General features: G+C 62.4%; 13 protein-coding genes. 4 read left to right on the top strand and 9 right to left on the bottom strand.

Going from position 1 to position 15,374, the window contains the following annotated elements; translation table 11 throughout:
• Positions 1-51: 51 nt before the first annotated feature.
• The 4 genes from AC1DON_RS08140 to AC1DON_RS08125 all read right to left on the bottom strand — a co-directional run bounded on the left by AC1DON_RS08140 (position 52) and on the right by AC1DON_RS08125 (position 8,496).
• Positions 52-4,650, bottom strand: a complete 4,599-nt coding sequence (locus AC1DON_RS08140) for a beta strand repeat-containing protein (RefSeq protein ID WP_476934279.1) — start codon at positions 4,648-4,650, stop codon at positions 52-54.
• A 534-nt stretch (positions 4,651-5,184) separates the two neighbouring features.
• Positions 5,185-5,526 (bottom strand): hypothetical protein, encoded by a 342-nt coding sequence (locus AC1DON_RS08135; protein WP_476934278.1) that lies wholly within the window; start codon positions 5,524-5,526, stop codon positions 5,185-5,187.
• A gap of 26 nt (positions 5,527-5,552) precedes the next feature.
• Positions 5,553-6,110 (bottom strand): hypothetical protein, encoded by a 558-nt coding sequence (locus AC1DON_RS08130; RefSeq protein WP_476934277.1) that lies wholly within the window; start codon positions 6,108-6,110, stop codon positions 5,553-5,555.
• Between the two features lie 19 nt (positions 6,111-6,129).
• Complete coding sequence (locus AC1DON_RS08125; protein WP_476934276.1) at positions 6,130-8,496, bottom strand: hypothetical protein; 2,367 nt, start codon at positions 8,494-8,496, stop codon at positions 6,130-6,132.
• 287 nt (positions 8,497-8,783) lie between these two features.
• Here AC1DON_RS08125 and AC1DON_RS08120 point away from each other — a divergent pair, with 287 nt between their 5' ends.
• The 4 genes from AC1DON_RS08120 (at position 8,784) to AC1DON_RS08105 (ending at position 11,461) form a co-directional block, all read left to right on the top strand.
• Positions 8,784-9,656, top strand: coding sequence for a hypothetical protein (locus AC1DON_RS08120; RefSeq protein WP_476934275.1), 873 nt, complete (start codon positions 8,784-8,786; stop codon positions 9,654-9,656).
• 255 nt (positions 9,657-9,911) lie between these two features.
• Entirely contained in the window at positions 9,912-10,115 is a 204-nt protein-coding gene (locus tag AC1DON_RS08115; RefSeq protein WP_476934274.1) for a cold-shock protein, read from the top strand.
• 134 nt (positions 10,116-10,249) lie between these two features.
• A complete protein-coding gene (locus tag AC1DON_RS08110) occupies positions 10,250-10,507 on the top strand; it encodes a hypothetical protein (protein ID WP_476934273.1) in 258 nt (85 codons plus the stop codon).
• Between the two features lie 90 nt (positions 10,508-10,597).
• Positions 10,598-11,461: a transglutaminase-like domain-containing protein gene (locus AC1DON_RS08105; RefSeq protein WP_476934272.1), complete on the top strand. Its 864-nt coding sequence runs from the start codon at positions 10,598-10,600 to the stop codon at positions 11,459-11,461.
• 20 nt (positions 11,462-11,481) lie between these two features.
• Here the strand turns inward: AC1DON_RS08105 and AC1DON_RS08100 are convergent, their stop codons facing one another.
• From AC1DON_RS08100 to yhhB, 5 genes are all read right to left on the bottom strand, one after another.
• On the bottom strand, positions 11,482-12,315 hold the full coding sequence (locus AC1DON_RS08100) for a hypothetical protein (protein ID WP_476934271.1): 834 nt from the start codon (positions 12,313-12,315) through the stop codon (positions 11,482-11,484).
• A gap of 72 nt (positions 12,316-12,387) precedes the next feature.
• The gene (locus AC1DON_RS08095) at positions 12,388-12,867 is read right to left on the bottom strand and encodes a pyridoxamine 5'-phosphate oxidase family protein (protein ID WP_476934270.1); all 480 of its coding nucleotides are present in this window, start codon (positions 12,865-12,867) and stop codon (positions 12,388-12,390) included.
• Between the two features lie 74 nt (positions 12,868-12,941).
• Positions 12,942-13,667: an aKG-HExxH-type peptide beta-hydroxylase gene (locus AC1DON_RS08090; RefSeq protein ID WP_476934269.1), complete on the bottom strand. Its 726-nt coding sequence runs from the start codon at positions 13,665-13,667 to the stop codon at positions 12,942-12,944.
• Complete coding sequence (yhhC, locus tag AC1DON_RS08085; protein WP_476934268.1) at positions 13,664-14,248, bottom strand: cyclophane-containing peptide 2OG-Fe(II) oxygenase YhhC; 585 nt, start codon at positions 14,246-14,248, stop codon at positions 13,664-13,666. Before yhhC ends, AC1DON_RS08090 begins: the two co-directional genes overlap by 4 nt.
• Positions 14,245-15,372 (bottom strand): cyclophane-forming radical SAM/SPASM peptide maturase YhhB, encoded by a 1,128-nt coding sequence (gene yhhB, locus AC1DON_RS08080; protein WP_476934267.1) that lies wholly within the window; start codon positions 15,370-15,372, stop codon positions 14,245-14,247. Before yhhB ends, yhhC begins: the two co-directional genes overlap by 4 nt.
• Positions 15,373-15,374: the final 2 nt, after the last annotated feature.

The following is a 15,374-nucleotide window of genomic DNA, read 5'->3' as shown; positions in this document are numbered from 1 at the left end:
TGCGGTCCCCCTCCCCATCGCTTCGCGACAGGGAGGAGAGACTAAAGCCCCCTACACGAACACAAGATCGTCCGCCGTCACCGTGCCGTAGATCCGCGCCAGCACGACCAGCGAGCCCACACCATCACCATCGGCGTCGTACGACAGGTAGCCGTCGCCCGACAGCAGGAACTGCGCCGACGTCCCCACAGACCATACGCCTTGGGTGAACTCGGCTGCCGTCAGCACATGCCCTGCCGCGAAGCCATAGTCCGCCGCCGAGAACACCAGCCGGTCGACGCCGTGTTCGAAGCCGTTGATCGTGTCCGAGCCATTGAGCGCTACCCCGGCCGGTCCGAAGACGAAGTCGTCCGCGCCGTCGCTGCCCACCAGCCAGTCATCGCCCTTGCCGCCGACAAGCGTATCGTTGCCATTGCCGCCGAACAGGCCGTCGTCACCCGCTCCGCCCGACAGGAGGTTGTTACCGTTATTGCCGTGCAGGGCGTTGTCTGCGTCATTGCCCGTGCCGCTGATATTCGCCGTACCCATCTGGTGCAGGGTCTCGACATTGTCGGCCAGGGTGTAGTCGAGCGCGGTCTTGACGATATCCGTGCCGTCGGCGGGACCTTCGATAACGACATCGCCCAGGCTGTCGACAACATAGGTGTCGTTGCCGTCGCCGCCGCCCATGGTGTCGTCGCCTCCGCTGCCGTCGAGGATATCGTTGCCATTGCCGCCGTCGAGCACATCCGCGCCCGCGCCGCCGTTAAGGTAGTCGATGCCGTCGTCGCCCTCCAGCGTGTCATTGCCGTTGCCGCCGTTCAGGGTGTCATGGCCGTCGCCGCCCGACAGGCTGTCATTGCCTTCGGCGCCATCAAGCTTGTCCTGGCCGCCGCCACCGTCGATCGTGTCGTTGCCGTCACGGCCATTGATGACATTGTTGCCGCTGTTGCCGGTGATCCCGTTGCCCAGGCCGTTGCCATAGGCCGACAGGTTGCCGGCGCCCAGGAGCACGACGTTTTCCATGAAGTCCTGCGCCTGATAGCTGATCCAGGCCTGGACCGTATCGTTGCCGCCACCGGCGACATCGATGACCCGGTCACCGGCATCGCGCACCACATAGGTGTCGTCGCCCGCGCCGCCGTACAGGGTGTCATTGCCCGCGCCGCCGTCCAACGTATCGTTGCCGTCCATGCCGTAGAGCGTGTCTTCGCCACCCAGCCCGTCGATGCTGTCCTGGCCTGCGCCGCCGGTCAGGGTATCGCTGCCCGCCGTGCCGGTCTGCGTGCTGACGCTGCCGGAACCTGCAGGGGCATAGCCGATGAAGTTCTGCGTCGTAAGCGCCGATATCGTGACGTTCTGCAGCACGACCAGGGTGGCGATCTCGCCCGCCAGATTGTACTTCAGCCGGGTATCGTCGCCATCCTGTTCAAGGAACAGCAAGCCAGAGGCGAACGGGTCGGTGCCGGACGGCGCGCCTATTTCCTGGAGGATGTGCAGGACGTCGATCTTGTCTCCGCCCCCGCCCGTGGCAAAGTCCGTGATGTTAAACAGGTCGCCGACAAAGGCCAGGCGATAGGTGTCCTGGCCCGCACCGCCGGTCAGGTATGCGCCATTGCCGCCCGTGCTGCTGATGTCGAAAAGGTCGTCGCCCTCGCCGCCGTTCACCGTGCTGTTGCCGCCGTCGATCGTGACATTCAGCGTATCGTCGCCGGTGCCGCCATCGACCCTGAGGAGATACGGGTCCTCGACGCGGGCATTGATGACGTCATTGCCTGCGCCACCCGATACGGTGGCATTGCCCGCGCCGGAGTCGTTGAGCACGTCATTGCCGTCGCCGCCGGACAGGCTGTCATTGCCCTCGCCGCCGTCGAGCGTGTCGGCGCCTGCACTGCCCATCAGGGTATCGTTGCCGATGCCGCCAGACAGGCTGTCGTCACCTTCGCCGCCGTCGAGGCGGTCATTGCCCGCGCCGCCCAGAAGTGTGTCGCTGTAGACGCCGGCGCCACCCTGCAAACTATCATTGCCGTCGCCGCCATCCAGCGTGTCGCTGCCCGGGCCGCCGTTCAGCGTGTCATTGCCGATGCCGCCGTCCAGCGTATCGCTACCCTCGGCGCCCTCGACCGTGTCGTTGCCGACGCCGCCCGCCAAGGTGTCGCTGCCGGAGCCACCGTTCAGGCTGTCATTGCCGTTGCCACCGACCAGGCTGTCGGCGCCGTCGCCACTGTCGAGCGTATCGCTGCCTTCGCCGCCGTCCAGGCTGTCGTCGCCTTCGTTGGCTTCCAGATAGTCATCGCCCGTACCGCCCGACAGGGTGTCGTTGCCGGTGTCGCCGATCAGGGTGTCGTTGCCCCCCAGCCCACTGATGCTGTCATTGCCGCCCAGCCCGTTGATTCCTTCGGCAGCCGCCGTGCCGGTCAACGTGTCGTTGCCGGCCGTCGGTCCTGACGGAGCAACACTCGGCGCATACCCCATGAAGTTATGCGCCGTCAGGGATGACGCACTGACGTTCTCCAGCGTCACCAGCGTCACGACCGTGCCCGAAGCACTGTAGCGAAGCAGGACGTTGGCGCCGTCCTGGACGAGAGCCAGGCGGCCGATGGCGAACGGATTGGTGCCGGCCGGCACGCTCATCCGCACCACCAGGTCCGGCACGTTGATCTGGTCCCCGCCGTCTCCGGCGGTAAAGTCGGTGATCCTGTACTGGTTGTTGACAAAGGGCGGCAGGGTATAGGTGTCCTGTCCGGCCCCGCCGGTAAGATAAGCACCCGTGCCGCCGTCGCCACGCAAACGGAATTCGTCATTCCCTTCGCCGCCATTCAGCGTTCCGCCGCCATACACGGTGGCGACAAGTGTATCGTCGCCGATGCCGCCGTCAGCGCTCACGACGTAGCCGGCCGCGATCTGGACGGCGATGACATCATTGCCCTCTGCGCCCGTCGCGGTGAAATTGCCTGTGCCGTAACCGTAAAGGGAGTCGTCGCCGACGCCCCCGTTCATGACATCATCGCCGTCGCCGCTATGCAGCCTGTCACGGCCATCGCCGCCAGTGAGCGTGTCATTGCCGCCACCCCCGTCGAGGGTGTCGTCGCCGCCTCCCCCATTCAGTGTATCGTTGCCGGCGCTGCCGCTCACGCTATCGTCGCCGCCAAGCCCGTCGATGCTGTCGTTGCCGCCCAGCCCGTCGATCCCGTCATTGAAGGGGGTACCGGTCAGGGTGTCGTTACCGGCCGTCGCCGCCGCGGGGGCACCGATGGTCGGCGTAAAGCCCATGAAGTTGTCGATCGTCAGGGCCGAGGCGGTCACGTTCTTAAGCACGATCCAGTTGCTGTCGACGCCCCACAGATTGTAATACACCACGACGTCGCTGCCGTCCTGAACCAGCCACATATTGCCTGTGGCGAACAGATCGGTGCCGGCGGGCAGCCCCATATCCTGCAGCAAGCGCGGCAGGTCGATCCTGTCGCCACCGGCGCCCGCGGCAAAGTCGGTGATGATGAACATGTCGTTGGCCGTCGGCAGGCGATAGGTGTCCTGGCCTGTTCCTCCGGTCAGGTAGGTCATGTTGCCGCCCGACGTCTGGAGCTCGATCAGGTCGTCGCCATCGCCGGCGTCAATGATCGCGCTGCCGCCCAGAATATAGCCCCGGATCGTGTCGTTACCGGCACCGCCATCGACGACCGCGACGAAATTGTCCTCGATCTGGAAGTCGATCGTGTCGTTGCCTTCGCCGCCGACCAGGGTGACGTAGCTTTCCATGTTGTCGAAGAGGTAATCATCGCCGGCGCCGCCGTCCAGGCTGTCATTGCCGAAGCCGCCCATCAGGGAGTCGTTGCCCTCGCCGCCGTTCAGCGTGTCACTGCCGTCATCGCCGAACAAGGTATCGTTGCCACCCAGGCCATTGAGGACGTCGAAACCGACGCCGCCGGTCAGGCTGTCGTCGCCCGCCGTGCCGTCCTGGTTCAGGGCCACGGGCGCTGCGCCGCCGAAGCGCGCATAGCCGCCAAAATTGGCCGTCGTCGCGGCGGCTCTTGCGCTATTAGGAATAATGGCGACGGTGGTGAAGTTTCTGCCGTTGGCGGCGCCATCGACATCGACCTGGAGCCAGGCTTCGTCGCCCTCTTCCTGGAACAGCCGCAAGTGCCCCGTGGCGAACGGGTTGGAATAGTTGTTGACGACGTAGTTGGTCAGTACCGACAGGTCGAGGCGCAGGACATCGCCGCCATCGCCGAATTCGAAGTCCTCAATCACGACCGGGTACTGCAGAGTACGATTAAGTATGGGGTAGCGGTCGCCTGTGATGGTGATGGTGTCGCGCCCCGCGCCGCCATAGACATAAAGCGTTCCGCTGCTGTTGCCCACCGTGACGTTGATGGTGTCGTCGCCATCCTCGCCCCGGGCGTAGGCAGACCCGCTGCTGGCATGCGAATTTATCGTGTCATTGCCGTCGCCGCCGTGGTTGCTGCCGCTGTTGTATAATAGGTCATTGCCCGCGCCTCCCAGATGCCATTTGCCCCCCTGGAGATTGTCATTGCCGTCCCCGCCGTCGAGGACGTCGCCATCAAAATTGCCGCGCAGCGTATCGTTGCCGTCGCCGCCGGTGATGCTGTCCATGCCGCTTGCGCCCGTCAGGCTGTCGTTACCGGCGGTGCCGTTGATGATGTTGACCATGTGATCATGCCCCTGTTCCGGCGGCGCCCAGCCCATCCCGGATTATGATTTTTCAATTGAATGAAACGCTTATAATTACAAAGCTCGCCGCACCGGCGACCGGTAACCTATAGCCGGAATCATACACAGCAAATCGGGCCGCGTAAATTCAATACGGTTCACCCATAAGGCGAGGACGGCGGGCATGAGTAGCTCAGGGGGACCCTGCCACCACATCTCACTCGCCGGCAAAGCCAGGGAGGATGAGACGCCCAAACGCCCCAGGCGATACGAACATTGTCGCCTGGATTGGCCTGAGGTTGCGCCACCCGCTCCCTCCTCCCTATCGAAGATGGGGAGGGGGACCGCCAGCGGCGCGAAGCGGCGGCGCAGCGGTGGAGGGGTACGACACGGACATCGCCACCTCTCCTGCCCTAAGCGTCGAACCACCAATAACGACACCAGCCTGCTTCGACTGCCGTCAGGTCCGGCGCGGTGCCCTTGATCTCTTCGGTCGCGCTTGCCACAGGCCGAACAAATCAATCATTGATAGCCTCACACGATGCTGCGGCCAATCGCCGACAGCAGCGTTGTGAACGACAGCACAGCCGTGTTCGCGAAGCCGACGAAAAAGACCAGGGCGTGGATCCCCATTTCCCGCAAGAACAGCCCGTTCGGCAAGTCCAGGCGTTTGAAGCGCGCCTGCTGCATCGACCACAGCAGCGCGCCGTAACCCAGGTTCAGGATAACCAAGACCGCAAAGACCGTCGGGTTGAGGAGCGAAAACAGCAGGAGCGGAAAGCTCAACGCCGACACGACCAGCGTCGCGGCGCACCACGCGCACCTGATCAGCCATGCCCTTCCCGGGAGTTCAGTCTTATCCGTCATATTGCCCATGAAGACACCAAGTCACTGCCCCTTTATCACGGCAGGCGATCCGGCGACAGGCGTGGCGGGACAAGCCACGCCGGATCGACGGCCATATGTATCCAGTCCCGCTGGTGCAGCGACCGGATCTCGACCCGGACCGGACTAAGATCCCTCAACGACTGGGCCTGTCGTCTGGCCGCCTCGACAACATCCTCGCCCACGACAAGAGACGAACCGCACCATCTGCCTTCGGAGCCAACAAAATAGAGCGTTTGCAGGCTGCCATCCAGCCAGCGCCCGAGGACATTCCTTGCCTCTTCAGCCGAGGCTTCGGACGTCAGCGCCTCAGGCCAACCGTCCAGATGATCGTGCCAGCCGCCGAACGCGACGGTCACCTCGTCGTCGGCAGTGTCCAGTATCACCGGATCGACCGCTTCGCCGCCAACGGCCTCGATGGTCAGGACAAGATAGCCTGGCTCCCAGCGTGCCCATTGCCCACCGACGTCTGTCGCCCAGTCTTTCAGGGCGTCGTAGACGCGCTGGGACCATGGATCAATGCCGGGTGCTGGTCCCGATGCAGGCCAAGCCACGCCTGTTTCTGTGCCGGACATTAGCCCCCCTTTGCTCCCTCTACACGAAGACCAGATCGTCCTTCGCCACCACCGCGCCATTGCTGATCAACGCCAGCTCAAACGCCGCGCCCGCGCCCGAACCGTCCGCGTCCCACCACAGCTTGTGCGCCGCCGCGTCCCAGATGAACTGCGCCCCTGAGCCCACCGCCGCGCTGCCTTCAGTGAATTCCGATGCCGTCAGCACATGGCCCGAAGCAAAGCCGTAGTCCGCGCCCTTGAAGACCAGCCGGTCGACGGCGTGGACAAAGTCGACCACGTGGTCGTGGCCATTGACCGCCACGCCTGAGAAGACAAAGTCGTCGGCGCCCGCGCCTCCGCCCAGCACGTCATTGCCGTGGCCGCCAGTCAGCGTGTCCGAACCATTGCCGCCCGACAGGCGGTCGTGGTCATTGCCGCCCACAAGGCTGTCATTGCCGTCCCAGCCATAGAGGCTGTCATTGCCAAGCCCGCCGGTCAGCACATTGTTGCCGCTGGTGCCCTCGATGCTGTTGCTCAGGCCATTGCCCGTCCCCGCGATCGCGCTGCCCGTCAGGATCAGGTTTTCGACATCGGCCGTCAGGGCGTAACTTAGCGACGCCTTGACCGTGTCGGTGCCTTCGCCGAACGCCTCATGGACGCGGTCGCCGGCATGATCGACGATATAGGTGTCGTTGCCCGCACCGCCGGACATGACGTCATTGTCCGCCCCGCCGTCCAGCGTATCATTGCCGATGCCGCCGCTCAGCGTGTCCCAGCGCGCCCCGCCGCGCAGCAGGTCGTCGCCGACGCCACCCGACAGGAGGTCCTTGCCCGCATTGCCATTGATCGTGTCATTGCCGCCGAAGCCGTAGATGACGTCGTCGCCCGAACCGCCGTTCAGGCTGTCGCTATAGTCCGAACCATCGGTGCCGTCGATCGCACCATCCGGCGCCACGCCGCCGAAATTGGCCGCCGTCAGCCCGGTTGCGGCGACATTCTTCAGGATGAACTGCGGCTCGTAAGAACCGCCCTCGCCGCTCCAGCTGAACTGAATCTGCGTGTCGCTGCCCGACTGGATCAGGCGAAGCTGGCCCGAAATGAACGGGTTGCCGCCGGGGACGGTCAGGCCCATTTGCGTGAAGAAATACACCACGTCGACAATGTCGCCGCCGTCGCCCGAGGCAAAGTCGGTGACGGTAATGCCCGCGCCATTCAGGCCGGTCATGCGATAGGTGTCGCGCCCTGCCCCGCCGGTCGCCGTCACTGTACCCGGGTTCCAGCAGAGCATATCAATGACGTCGTCGCCCGCGCCGCCGTTGACTATGATCTGGCCGCCCGCCAAAAAGCCGTTCAGCGTGTCGTCACCTGCCCCACCATCGACCGACGCCGTATGGCCATTGAGCGTCGAGACCCAGGTGGTATCGTTGCCCGCCCCGCCCGACATGACCACGCCGCCCCCTTGCCAGTCGAACAAATAGTCATCGCCATCGCCGCCATCCAGCGTATCGAGGCCCAGCTGCCCTTCGAGATAATCGGCACCGGCACCGCCGGACAGGCTGTCATTGCCGTCGCCGCCAACGAGCGTGTCATCGCCCTCGCCACCGGTGATCGTGTCGCGGCCGAGCCCGCCCGTCAGGCTGTCGTCATCGGGTGTGCCGTCGATCAGCTGACCCGCAGGCGCCGCGCCATCCAGCGCATAGCCGCTGAGATTGGCCGCCGTCAGGCTGCTCAGGCCGGTGTTTTCGAGCGTCGCCACCGTGACGAAGCTGTAGCCACTGCCGGCTGCGCCATCGCCGTCGACCTGGAGCGCTACGGCCGCGCCCTGCTGGACCAGCCTGAGATGGCCTGTGGCGAACGGATTGCCGTCCTCATAGCCCTTGAGCAGGGTCAGGTTGAAACCCAAGATGTCGCCTGCGTCACCGGCGGTGAAGTCGTTGATGGCAATGCTGCCGAAGTTGGGCACGCCGGCGCTGGATACCTCGCCGTCGATCACGAAGCGGTCGCGTCCCGCCCCGCCCCAGGCGCTGATGCTGCCGCCCAGCGTGGCGCGCAGGTTCAGCAGGTCGTCGCCACCGTCGCCGAACACCAGCCCGCCATTGCTGTGATAGGCGGCCGCCGCGATCGTGTCATTGCCGTCCCCGCCCTCGCCCCGGAAAACGCTGTCGATGCCGCCAAGCGCCAGAAAATCGTTGCCTGCGCCGCCATAAAGTGTGCTGTTGCCCGTGAACCAGTCGCTGAGGCTGTCGTCGCCGTCGCCGCCATCCAGCGTGTCGGCGCCGTCGATGCCCGTGACCGGATCATAGCCGCCATTGAGCGTGTCGTTGCCCTCAAAGCCGGTAATACTGTCGTCGCCCGCCGTGCCGGTCAGACTGTCGTTACCGGCTGTACCGTCGATGATATTGACCATGGGCGGGTTTCCTCAAAGCTCAAAAATTATGATTAACGAAGTCTAGTCTCGGGCGAATGGCAATGCAATCGCAAGTCGCGCACCTGCGTTGCGTTGATAGCGCCGTTGTGGCACGGTCGTTGCGTCTGCGCCGCGCCGCGTGACATGCTCCGGATGCGCCAGAAAACGGCCGGCCGGCGCTTGCGGTTCAGGCGTCCGGTTATATATTGCCGCGACGCCCCGGATCGCATCGGGGTGGCTTTGCATTCTGAACACGCGCATTGGGGCGGCCTTTGGGGGGCCAGATCATGAACGACACACCGAAACTGATCGCCGACGAACTGGCCAAGCTGGTGACGCTGAAGGCCGACGGCCACCTGACCGACGCCGAATTCGCCGCGGCCAAAAGCCGGCTGCTGGGCGACACACCGGCCCCGGAAGCCGCGCCGAAACCCACGCCTGACGCATTCGAGACAGCCCCCAAGACCGCTCCGCGCGCCCGCGTCCGCCGCGCCACCGTCGAGGACCCAAGGTCGGACACGCCCCCGCCCTCCCCGGCCACCAAACGCTTCAGCCTGCCCGGCATCCTCATCGCGGGCGGGATATGCCTCGTGGTCGTGCTGATCCTGGGCAATCTAATGAGCCGCTCGACGCAGCCGAAGCCCGAGGTGCCGGCCACCGTGGCCGACACGTCCGGGGCCACCACACCGGCGTCAAGCAGCTATGAGACGCCCCTGGTCGGCGAACAATGGACCTATTCGCACTCGCCCGACGACATGACCAGCAAGACGGTCGGCCAGGCCCTGGTCACCAGCACCAACAGTATCTACCTCGACTCGCCCTATGACGGCGCCCAGAACGGCACGCTGTCGCTGCGCACCCACCCGCGTTTCGGCACCGACGTCATCGTCCGCATCGAACAGGGCCAGATCCTGTGCCGGTCCTATGAGGACTGCACCCTGCTGGTGCGCTTCGACGACGCCGAACCCACGGCCTATTCGGCGGTCGGACCGTCGGACGGCAGCTCGGACACGGTGTTCATCCGCAACTATGCGCGCTTCGTGACGGCAATGAAGGCGGCGAAAAAGGTGCGCGTATCGCTGCCCATCTACCAGAACGGCAACCAGACCCTGGAATTCGACGTCAGCGGCTTCGACGCCAAACGGTACGCGAACGGCTAAACCGCCCACGCAAATATTTCGCAGAATAAAAAGCGATCTCGCCAAATATTTTATGTCAATACTGAACGGCAAGTTGCAAAAATTATTATTTACCTTGCTTTTCCCCTCGCCCCATGAGAGAATAATATTATTCGAAAACAGACCTTTGACTTTGTCTGCGCCACCAAGGCCACTTCCAAGCATTGCTACTTTCGGACCGGACGCGCAATCTCGCGCGACGATACTGCACGAACGTGCTTTTCTAAGGAGGCCCTCATGGCCAGTGGTACAGTCAAATGGTTTAACGCCACCAAGGGTTTTGGTTTCATCCAGCCCGATGACGGCGGCAACGACGTCTTCGTTCACATCAGCGCCCTGGAACGCGCAGGCCTGCGCACGCTGATGGACGGCCAGAAGATTTCTTATGACATCGTGCTTGAGCGCGGCAAGAGCTCGGCGGCGAATCTCGCCACCGCGTAATCGCAGCTTTTAGCGACCTAGCAGACGCCCGGCGCCTCTGGTGCCGGGCGTTTTTATATTCTAATTTTGCTTTTTCGCGATGTTTAAGCGGAAAACCGCTCACACTTTTCCGCACATCGCTCTGAGAATTTACCATGTCACAACATTCCCCACCACAAACGCCTTCGCACTATTGGGACGATATCTTCCCGACGGTCGGCGAACCTGGCCTGGCTTACGAAAACGTTCCCGTCCGCTTCCGCATCACGGCGCGCGGCCTGGGCTGGGAAGTCTTCCGCAATGCCGCCTTCTGGGGCATCTTCCAGTCGCGCACCGAAGCCAACGACACGGTCAAACGCGCCATGTCCGACATTTACGCCACGGGTGGTTCGGCCCAGATGCGTTTTGCCTGAAGGCGCCGAGAGCCACATTGAATCCTGACGGGCGGCAATGCGACGGTCGCCACATCCTGTCCTGAAACCTAAGCCTGCCCGAAAGTCTACATGGCCATGCGTTACACGCTGGGTTGCACCCTGTCCTACACAGTGCAGACCCCGACCGTCTTCATCTTCAACCTCGAAGTCGCCCGGCTCAAGCGCCACCGCGACCTGGTTGAACGTCTGACCGTCACCCCCGATATCGCCGCCAACACCCACACGGTGCCCGATATCAACAACCGCTATTTCGGCATCCACGCCCAGCCCGGCCCGCTGACCATCCATTACGAAGCCGAAGTGACGCTGGAACCGTTCCGCGCCGATCCCGCGTCAGTTCCCGAAACACCGGTCCAGGACCTGCCGCTCGACATCATGCCGTTCCTGCTGCCGTCGCGCTTCGTGCCGTCGGACCGGTTGGCTGACTTCGCGCGGCGGGAATTCGGCCACCTGCTGCCGGGCTACAGCCGCATCACGGCGATCTGCAACTGGATCCATGCCAATATCGACTACCGGCGCGGCGCATCAAACGAACAGACGACCGCTTCGGAAAGCCTGCTGCTGCGCGCCGGCGTGTGCCGCGATTTCGCGCACCTGGGCATCGCCTTTTGCCGCGCGCTGGAAATCCCCGCGCGCTACGTCAGCTGCTATGCCTATGGCCTCAAGCCCGCCGATTTCCACGCCGTCTTCGAAGTCTATCTCGATGGCCGCTGGTGGCTGTTCGACGCCACGCGCCAGGCCGATCTCGACGGGCTGATCCGCATCGGTGTCGGCCGCGACGCTGCCGAAATCGCCTTCTGCTCGCCTTTCGGCGGCCAGGTCGACTGCGGCCCGGTCGAGGTCTTCATCACCCGCATCGACGAAGCGGCAGAGATGCGCACCATCGACGCCATCTCGACCGAAGAACCGGCGCCCAATGGCGGCGCATGCTGACCACAAAACCCTCGCGCGCCTCACTCCTTCGCCCGCGGCCTTAGCACCCGCGCCAATTGCGGATAGCCCTCGCCCCAGACCTTCAGCGTGCCATCGGCGCGGAACTCACCGACAAAGCGGCGGCCATTCGCCGGATAGTCCGTCATGTCCTCTTTAAGCGTATAGCTGATGCGATAGCCGCGCATCCGGACCGGCACGGTTTCGGTGTGCTCGCAATAGAAGTCGCAGTCGTGCACCGTGACGACGGGGCTTTTGCCCGGGCGGAAATCGATCCCCATGCCATAGGTGTGCTCAGCGCCTTCGCGATAGACGATGTTGGAATAGAACCCGGCAAAGCGCGCGGCCGGCGCTGTCTTCGCCGCGACATGGATCAGGCCGGTTGTCTTCGGTTCCGCGTCAAACGTCATGCCGGCCAGGCTGGGGACGACGACCGGCTGCCCGGCCACGGGCTGCGGCGGAGGTGCCACGGCGTCGTCCGCTTCCAGGGACCGCGCCTCGGCCGCCGCCGGCTGCAGGATCTGAGCGTTCCACGGCCGGCCCGCCACCCTGAGCACCAGGGTGCCGTCGTCGCGCACCTCGCCGGTAAAGCGGCTGACGCCCCGTCCCAGCCTGACGCTGAACGTGAGGCGCTTGCCGTCGATCCTGGCGTCGGCCACCACGGGCTGGCCGCATTGCTTGTCGCAGTCGGTGACGATGACCGAGCCATCGCGCACCTCGACGATCATCCCGCGCGTGTCGCCATTGCGGTCATCGACCCGGACATTGGTCCAGGTGCCGGACACGCCAGCAGGCGCGCCAAACGCCAGCGATGGCGCCAGCGCCACCATAAGGCTCAGCAAAATCGTCAGACGCAACGGCAATCCCCCAGCCAACCGATCGGACACAATTTATCCGATGACCGGAGGACCGCCTAGCGATTTTGCGCGTCAGAGGCTGACTTCGGCGACCTTGTCCTTGAAGTCCTGCTTCGGATCGGCGCCAAACAGCATCTTCACCCCGGCCAGCAGGCTCGACGCATCGATCCATACCTTGGCGTCCGTCGGGTCAAAACGCAGCAGGCACAGCTTGGGATCGTCCTTGCCCTCGTACCAGGCGGCGATGAAGGGGTTCCAGAGGCGATCGATGACGGCGCGGTCATTGTCGACGGTCAACCGGCCATCGATGCTGGCGAAGACGTCATGGCCCTTGCTTGAGAAGGCCAGACTGGCGGCATTGCCGGGCTTCAAAGCCTCGACGGCGTGGCTCTCGGTCGAGGTGAACAGCCAGAACGGCCCTTGGTCAGCGTCACCATCAGGCAGCACGGTCATGGGCTTTGAGCCCGGCGTGCCCTCAACCCACAGCATGGCGGTGCGGTCGGAACGGATGGCTTTCCAGAACTTGCGTTCGATATCGGCGGTATCGGTCATGGGAGTCTCCTTTGGGGATTAGGGAGACTCGCTTTGGGCGCATCAATTTTCAATGCGAGGAGAGTGCTACGGCTCTATGGGGAAGCTAGTCGGTTAAGCAGTTTTCTCCCATCGATGCCCATGCAATTACTCAAACCTTCCATATCGATCTGCGAAATTTCTATATTTATCTGATCGAGCCTGCGACTGACAAAACCGGCTCTCTCGTCATTGTTTTCATTGGCTAGAACGAACTGACGAAAGAACCGTTCGACACACCTAAATACAAAAAACCCGTGAAAAACCCCTGACGCCGGTCGGGCTTGTTCGCGCCAGGGTGAATAAAGCAACTTGTCTGGATATTTGAAAACGTCAGCAACTTGCTCATAAAGCGTAAGATTCAAATGCATGGCTTCATGCACGATGGCCTCAACAACCCGAAGTTCCTGAACCAACGAGCAATTAGGGATAGATGTGTAAATTCTGCCGGGCCACTGTGGCTCACTGTGACTGACATCGTATTCGTCAGATGGCGCCTGCAACACAACAATCTCTTTTACGCAAAAGTCTATTCGCTTCTGCAGGCTGGGCACTTGAGAAAGCAATGCATCTACTCGATCGAGTGCCTCCACAATATCTGCTGTAGCGTAATTCTTCGAACACTCGATGCCGCGTTCGCTTAAAAGCGACGCCGTGCGTCTATCGACTTCAAAGAGTTTCCCGCGAAGCGGCTTATGTTCGTCGATGGAACGCAAAGCGCAGAGGTCGCCGAGGTCGAGCAACCAAGGCTCATCGGTCCCCGTCCGTGTCAGCGCGCTCATGCCCGTCGCTTGAACGTGTAAACAAGCGTAAACCGCTCACCGGAATGGATGGTCGACACCGCATGGAACGACCGAGGCGAGATTTCAAATCCGAAACCCGTATTGTGCTGGGGAACAACGATTTCCGCGACATCCTCAGGATGCTTGCTGTTGAACAGCATCAGAAAGCCGCCCTGATCTGTCCCCCATCCGGTATTGATCTGTACAAGCAGGCGATGGGTTTCTTCATCGCCGATATAGTCGTTGTGCACCCGTATCGTTTGGCCATCCGTCAGCCGATGTGCGGCGATCTCAACCAGGTCAAGGTCAGCTTCCTCGCTGACACCCTCCCCTATGAGCTCGACCGTCTGAGCCACGAACTGTGGAGAGATCAGGAACTGCAGGTCGTCCGGGAGCGGCACAGACAGCAAGCTGAATTCGTACTGCTCGTAAAATTCCTCGATGACCAACTTCCAGGGGGCTTCGGTCTGAAACCACAAAAGGAGCCGCTCCGCATCGGCGGCGGGCAATAGGTCCTCAACTTGAAAATGCGGAAATGGCGATGCCGTCTTTGCCGCGAGACTTGTGTTTAGCGTGGTCATGCGATTGCGCGTTCGTGTTCCGAGGTCCAAGCCCGCATCCGCTCGATAAGCAACTGCTGATCCGCACAGAATACAGTTGGATTATCGAACTCCCGCTCCGCGCTCCACCTGTGCGCCGGCATGCCGCCGCCGCAAACATGAAGAACCGGGCAAGAGGCACACGCTGCGGCGGTCGGTCTTTGCGCGACGTGGTAGGTCTTAAAGTCTTCGTTGTTGATGACGTCACTTAGCCGATGGTGCAGCACAGACCAGGGGCTCTTGAACTTGTCAGCGGTCGAATATGTGCTCTTAAGTGTGTCATTCTTTTGGATCGATCCATCCGTATCGATGACCAAAATACCGTAATCGGTAATTCCGACCCCTTCCTTGGCGCCGCGCCCACCGAGCAGAAGCTTGATCATGTCGTCGAGCACACGAATGACCGGCGGCTCAGGATCAGCCAGATAAAGATCCAGAATCGCGCTCATCCACGTCCCGTACTCTGTGGAATCGAAGGTGGCCTTTTTGTAAGGCAACGTCGTGTGATTTCCATCGCGATACAGGAAGTCAATGCTAGGCGCACCGGTGGCCTTCAACGCCGAATATACCTCTTCGGGGTCGGATTCAGGATCGATGACGGCAAGCACGCCTGAAAACAACTGAACGGCCTGCGGGTGCGCCACCAGACGCTTGATAGCCTCCAGCACCTTGGCTTGAGATCCGTTTTTCTGATGATCGATCCGGAACTTGTCGTGGACCGCCTCGGGGCCATCCAGGCTCACCGAAATCCCGACGCCGTGCCTGGCAAGCACATCGAGCATCTCATTGGATAGCAGCAGTCCGTTGGTCTGGATATGAATGCCCGTCTTTGCAGGCAAGACACTGCGAAGTGAACCCAGAAACGCATCAAGCCGCGCCTTGCCGAGCATTAGCGGCTCGCCGCCATGAAGCACAATACTGAACGGCTCGGTCTGCTCCCGGCCTAATTCTTCCAGACGTTCGACAACCGCCGCCTTGACGCTATCGCTCATAAGCTTCGGCTGAGATTTCCAGCCATCATCGCCCATATGATAGACGTAGCAATAGGAGCAATCGAGATTGCACCTGCTCGCCACCTTAAGCAGCACAGTGTCGATTTGCGTCATCT

The organism is Asticcacaulis sp. P4_H10, assembly GCF_056400965.1.
This window is presented reverse-complemented; position numbering and strand designations above follow the sequence as displayed.

Bases quoted from the DNA above. Each gene is read 5' to 3' on its own strand.
- AC1DON_RS08140 (WP_476934279.1), bottom strand. From the start codon at position 4,650: ATGGTCAACATCATCAACGGCACCGCCGGTAACGACAGCCTGACGGGC.
- AC1DON_RS08135 (WP_476934278.1), bottom strand. From the start codon at position 5,526: ATGGGCAATATGACGGATAAGACTGAACTCCCGGGAAGGGCATGGCTG.
- AC1DON_RS08130 (WP_476934277.1), bottom strand. From the start codon at position 6,110: ATGTCCGGCACAGAAACAGGCGTGGCTTGGCCTGCATCGGGACCAGCA.
- AC1DON_RS08125 (WP_476934276.1), bottom strand. From the start codon at position 8,496: ATGGTCAATATCATCGACGGTACAGCCGGTAACGACAGTCTGACCGGC.
- AC1DON_RS08120 (WP_476934275.1), top strand. From the start codon at position 8,784: ATGAACGACACACCGAAACTGATCGCCGACGAACTGGCCAAGCTGGTG.
- AC1DON_RS08115 (WP_476934274.1), top strand. From the start codon at position 9,912: ATGGCCAGTGGTACAGTCAAATGGTTTAACGCCACCAAGGGTTTTGGT.
- AC1DON_RS08110 (WP_476934273.1), top strand. From the start codon at position 10,250: ATGTCACAACATTCCCCACCACAAACGCCTTCGCACTATTGGGACGAT.
- AC1DON_RS08105 (WP_476934272.1), top strand. From the start codon at position 10,598: ATGGCCATGCGTTACACGCTGGGTTGCACCCTGTCCTACACAGTGCAG.
- AC1DON_RS08095 (WP_476934270.1), bottom strand. From the start codon at position 12,867: ATGACCGATACCGCCGATATCGAACGCAAGTTCTGGAAAGCCATCCGT.
- AC1DON_RS08090 (WP_476934269.1), bottom strand. From the start codon at position 13,667: ATGAGCGCGCTGACACGGACGGGGACCGATGAGCCTTGGTTGCTCGAC.
- yhhC (WP_476934268.1), bottom strand. From the start codon at position 14,248: ATGACCACGCTAAACACAAGTCTCGCGGCAAAGACGGCATCGCCATTT.
- yhhB (WP_476934267.1), bottom strand. From the start codon at position 15,372: ATGACGCAAATCGACACTGTGCTGCTTAAGGTGGCGAGCAGGTGCAAT.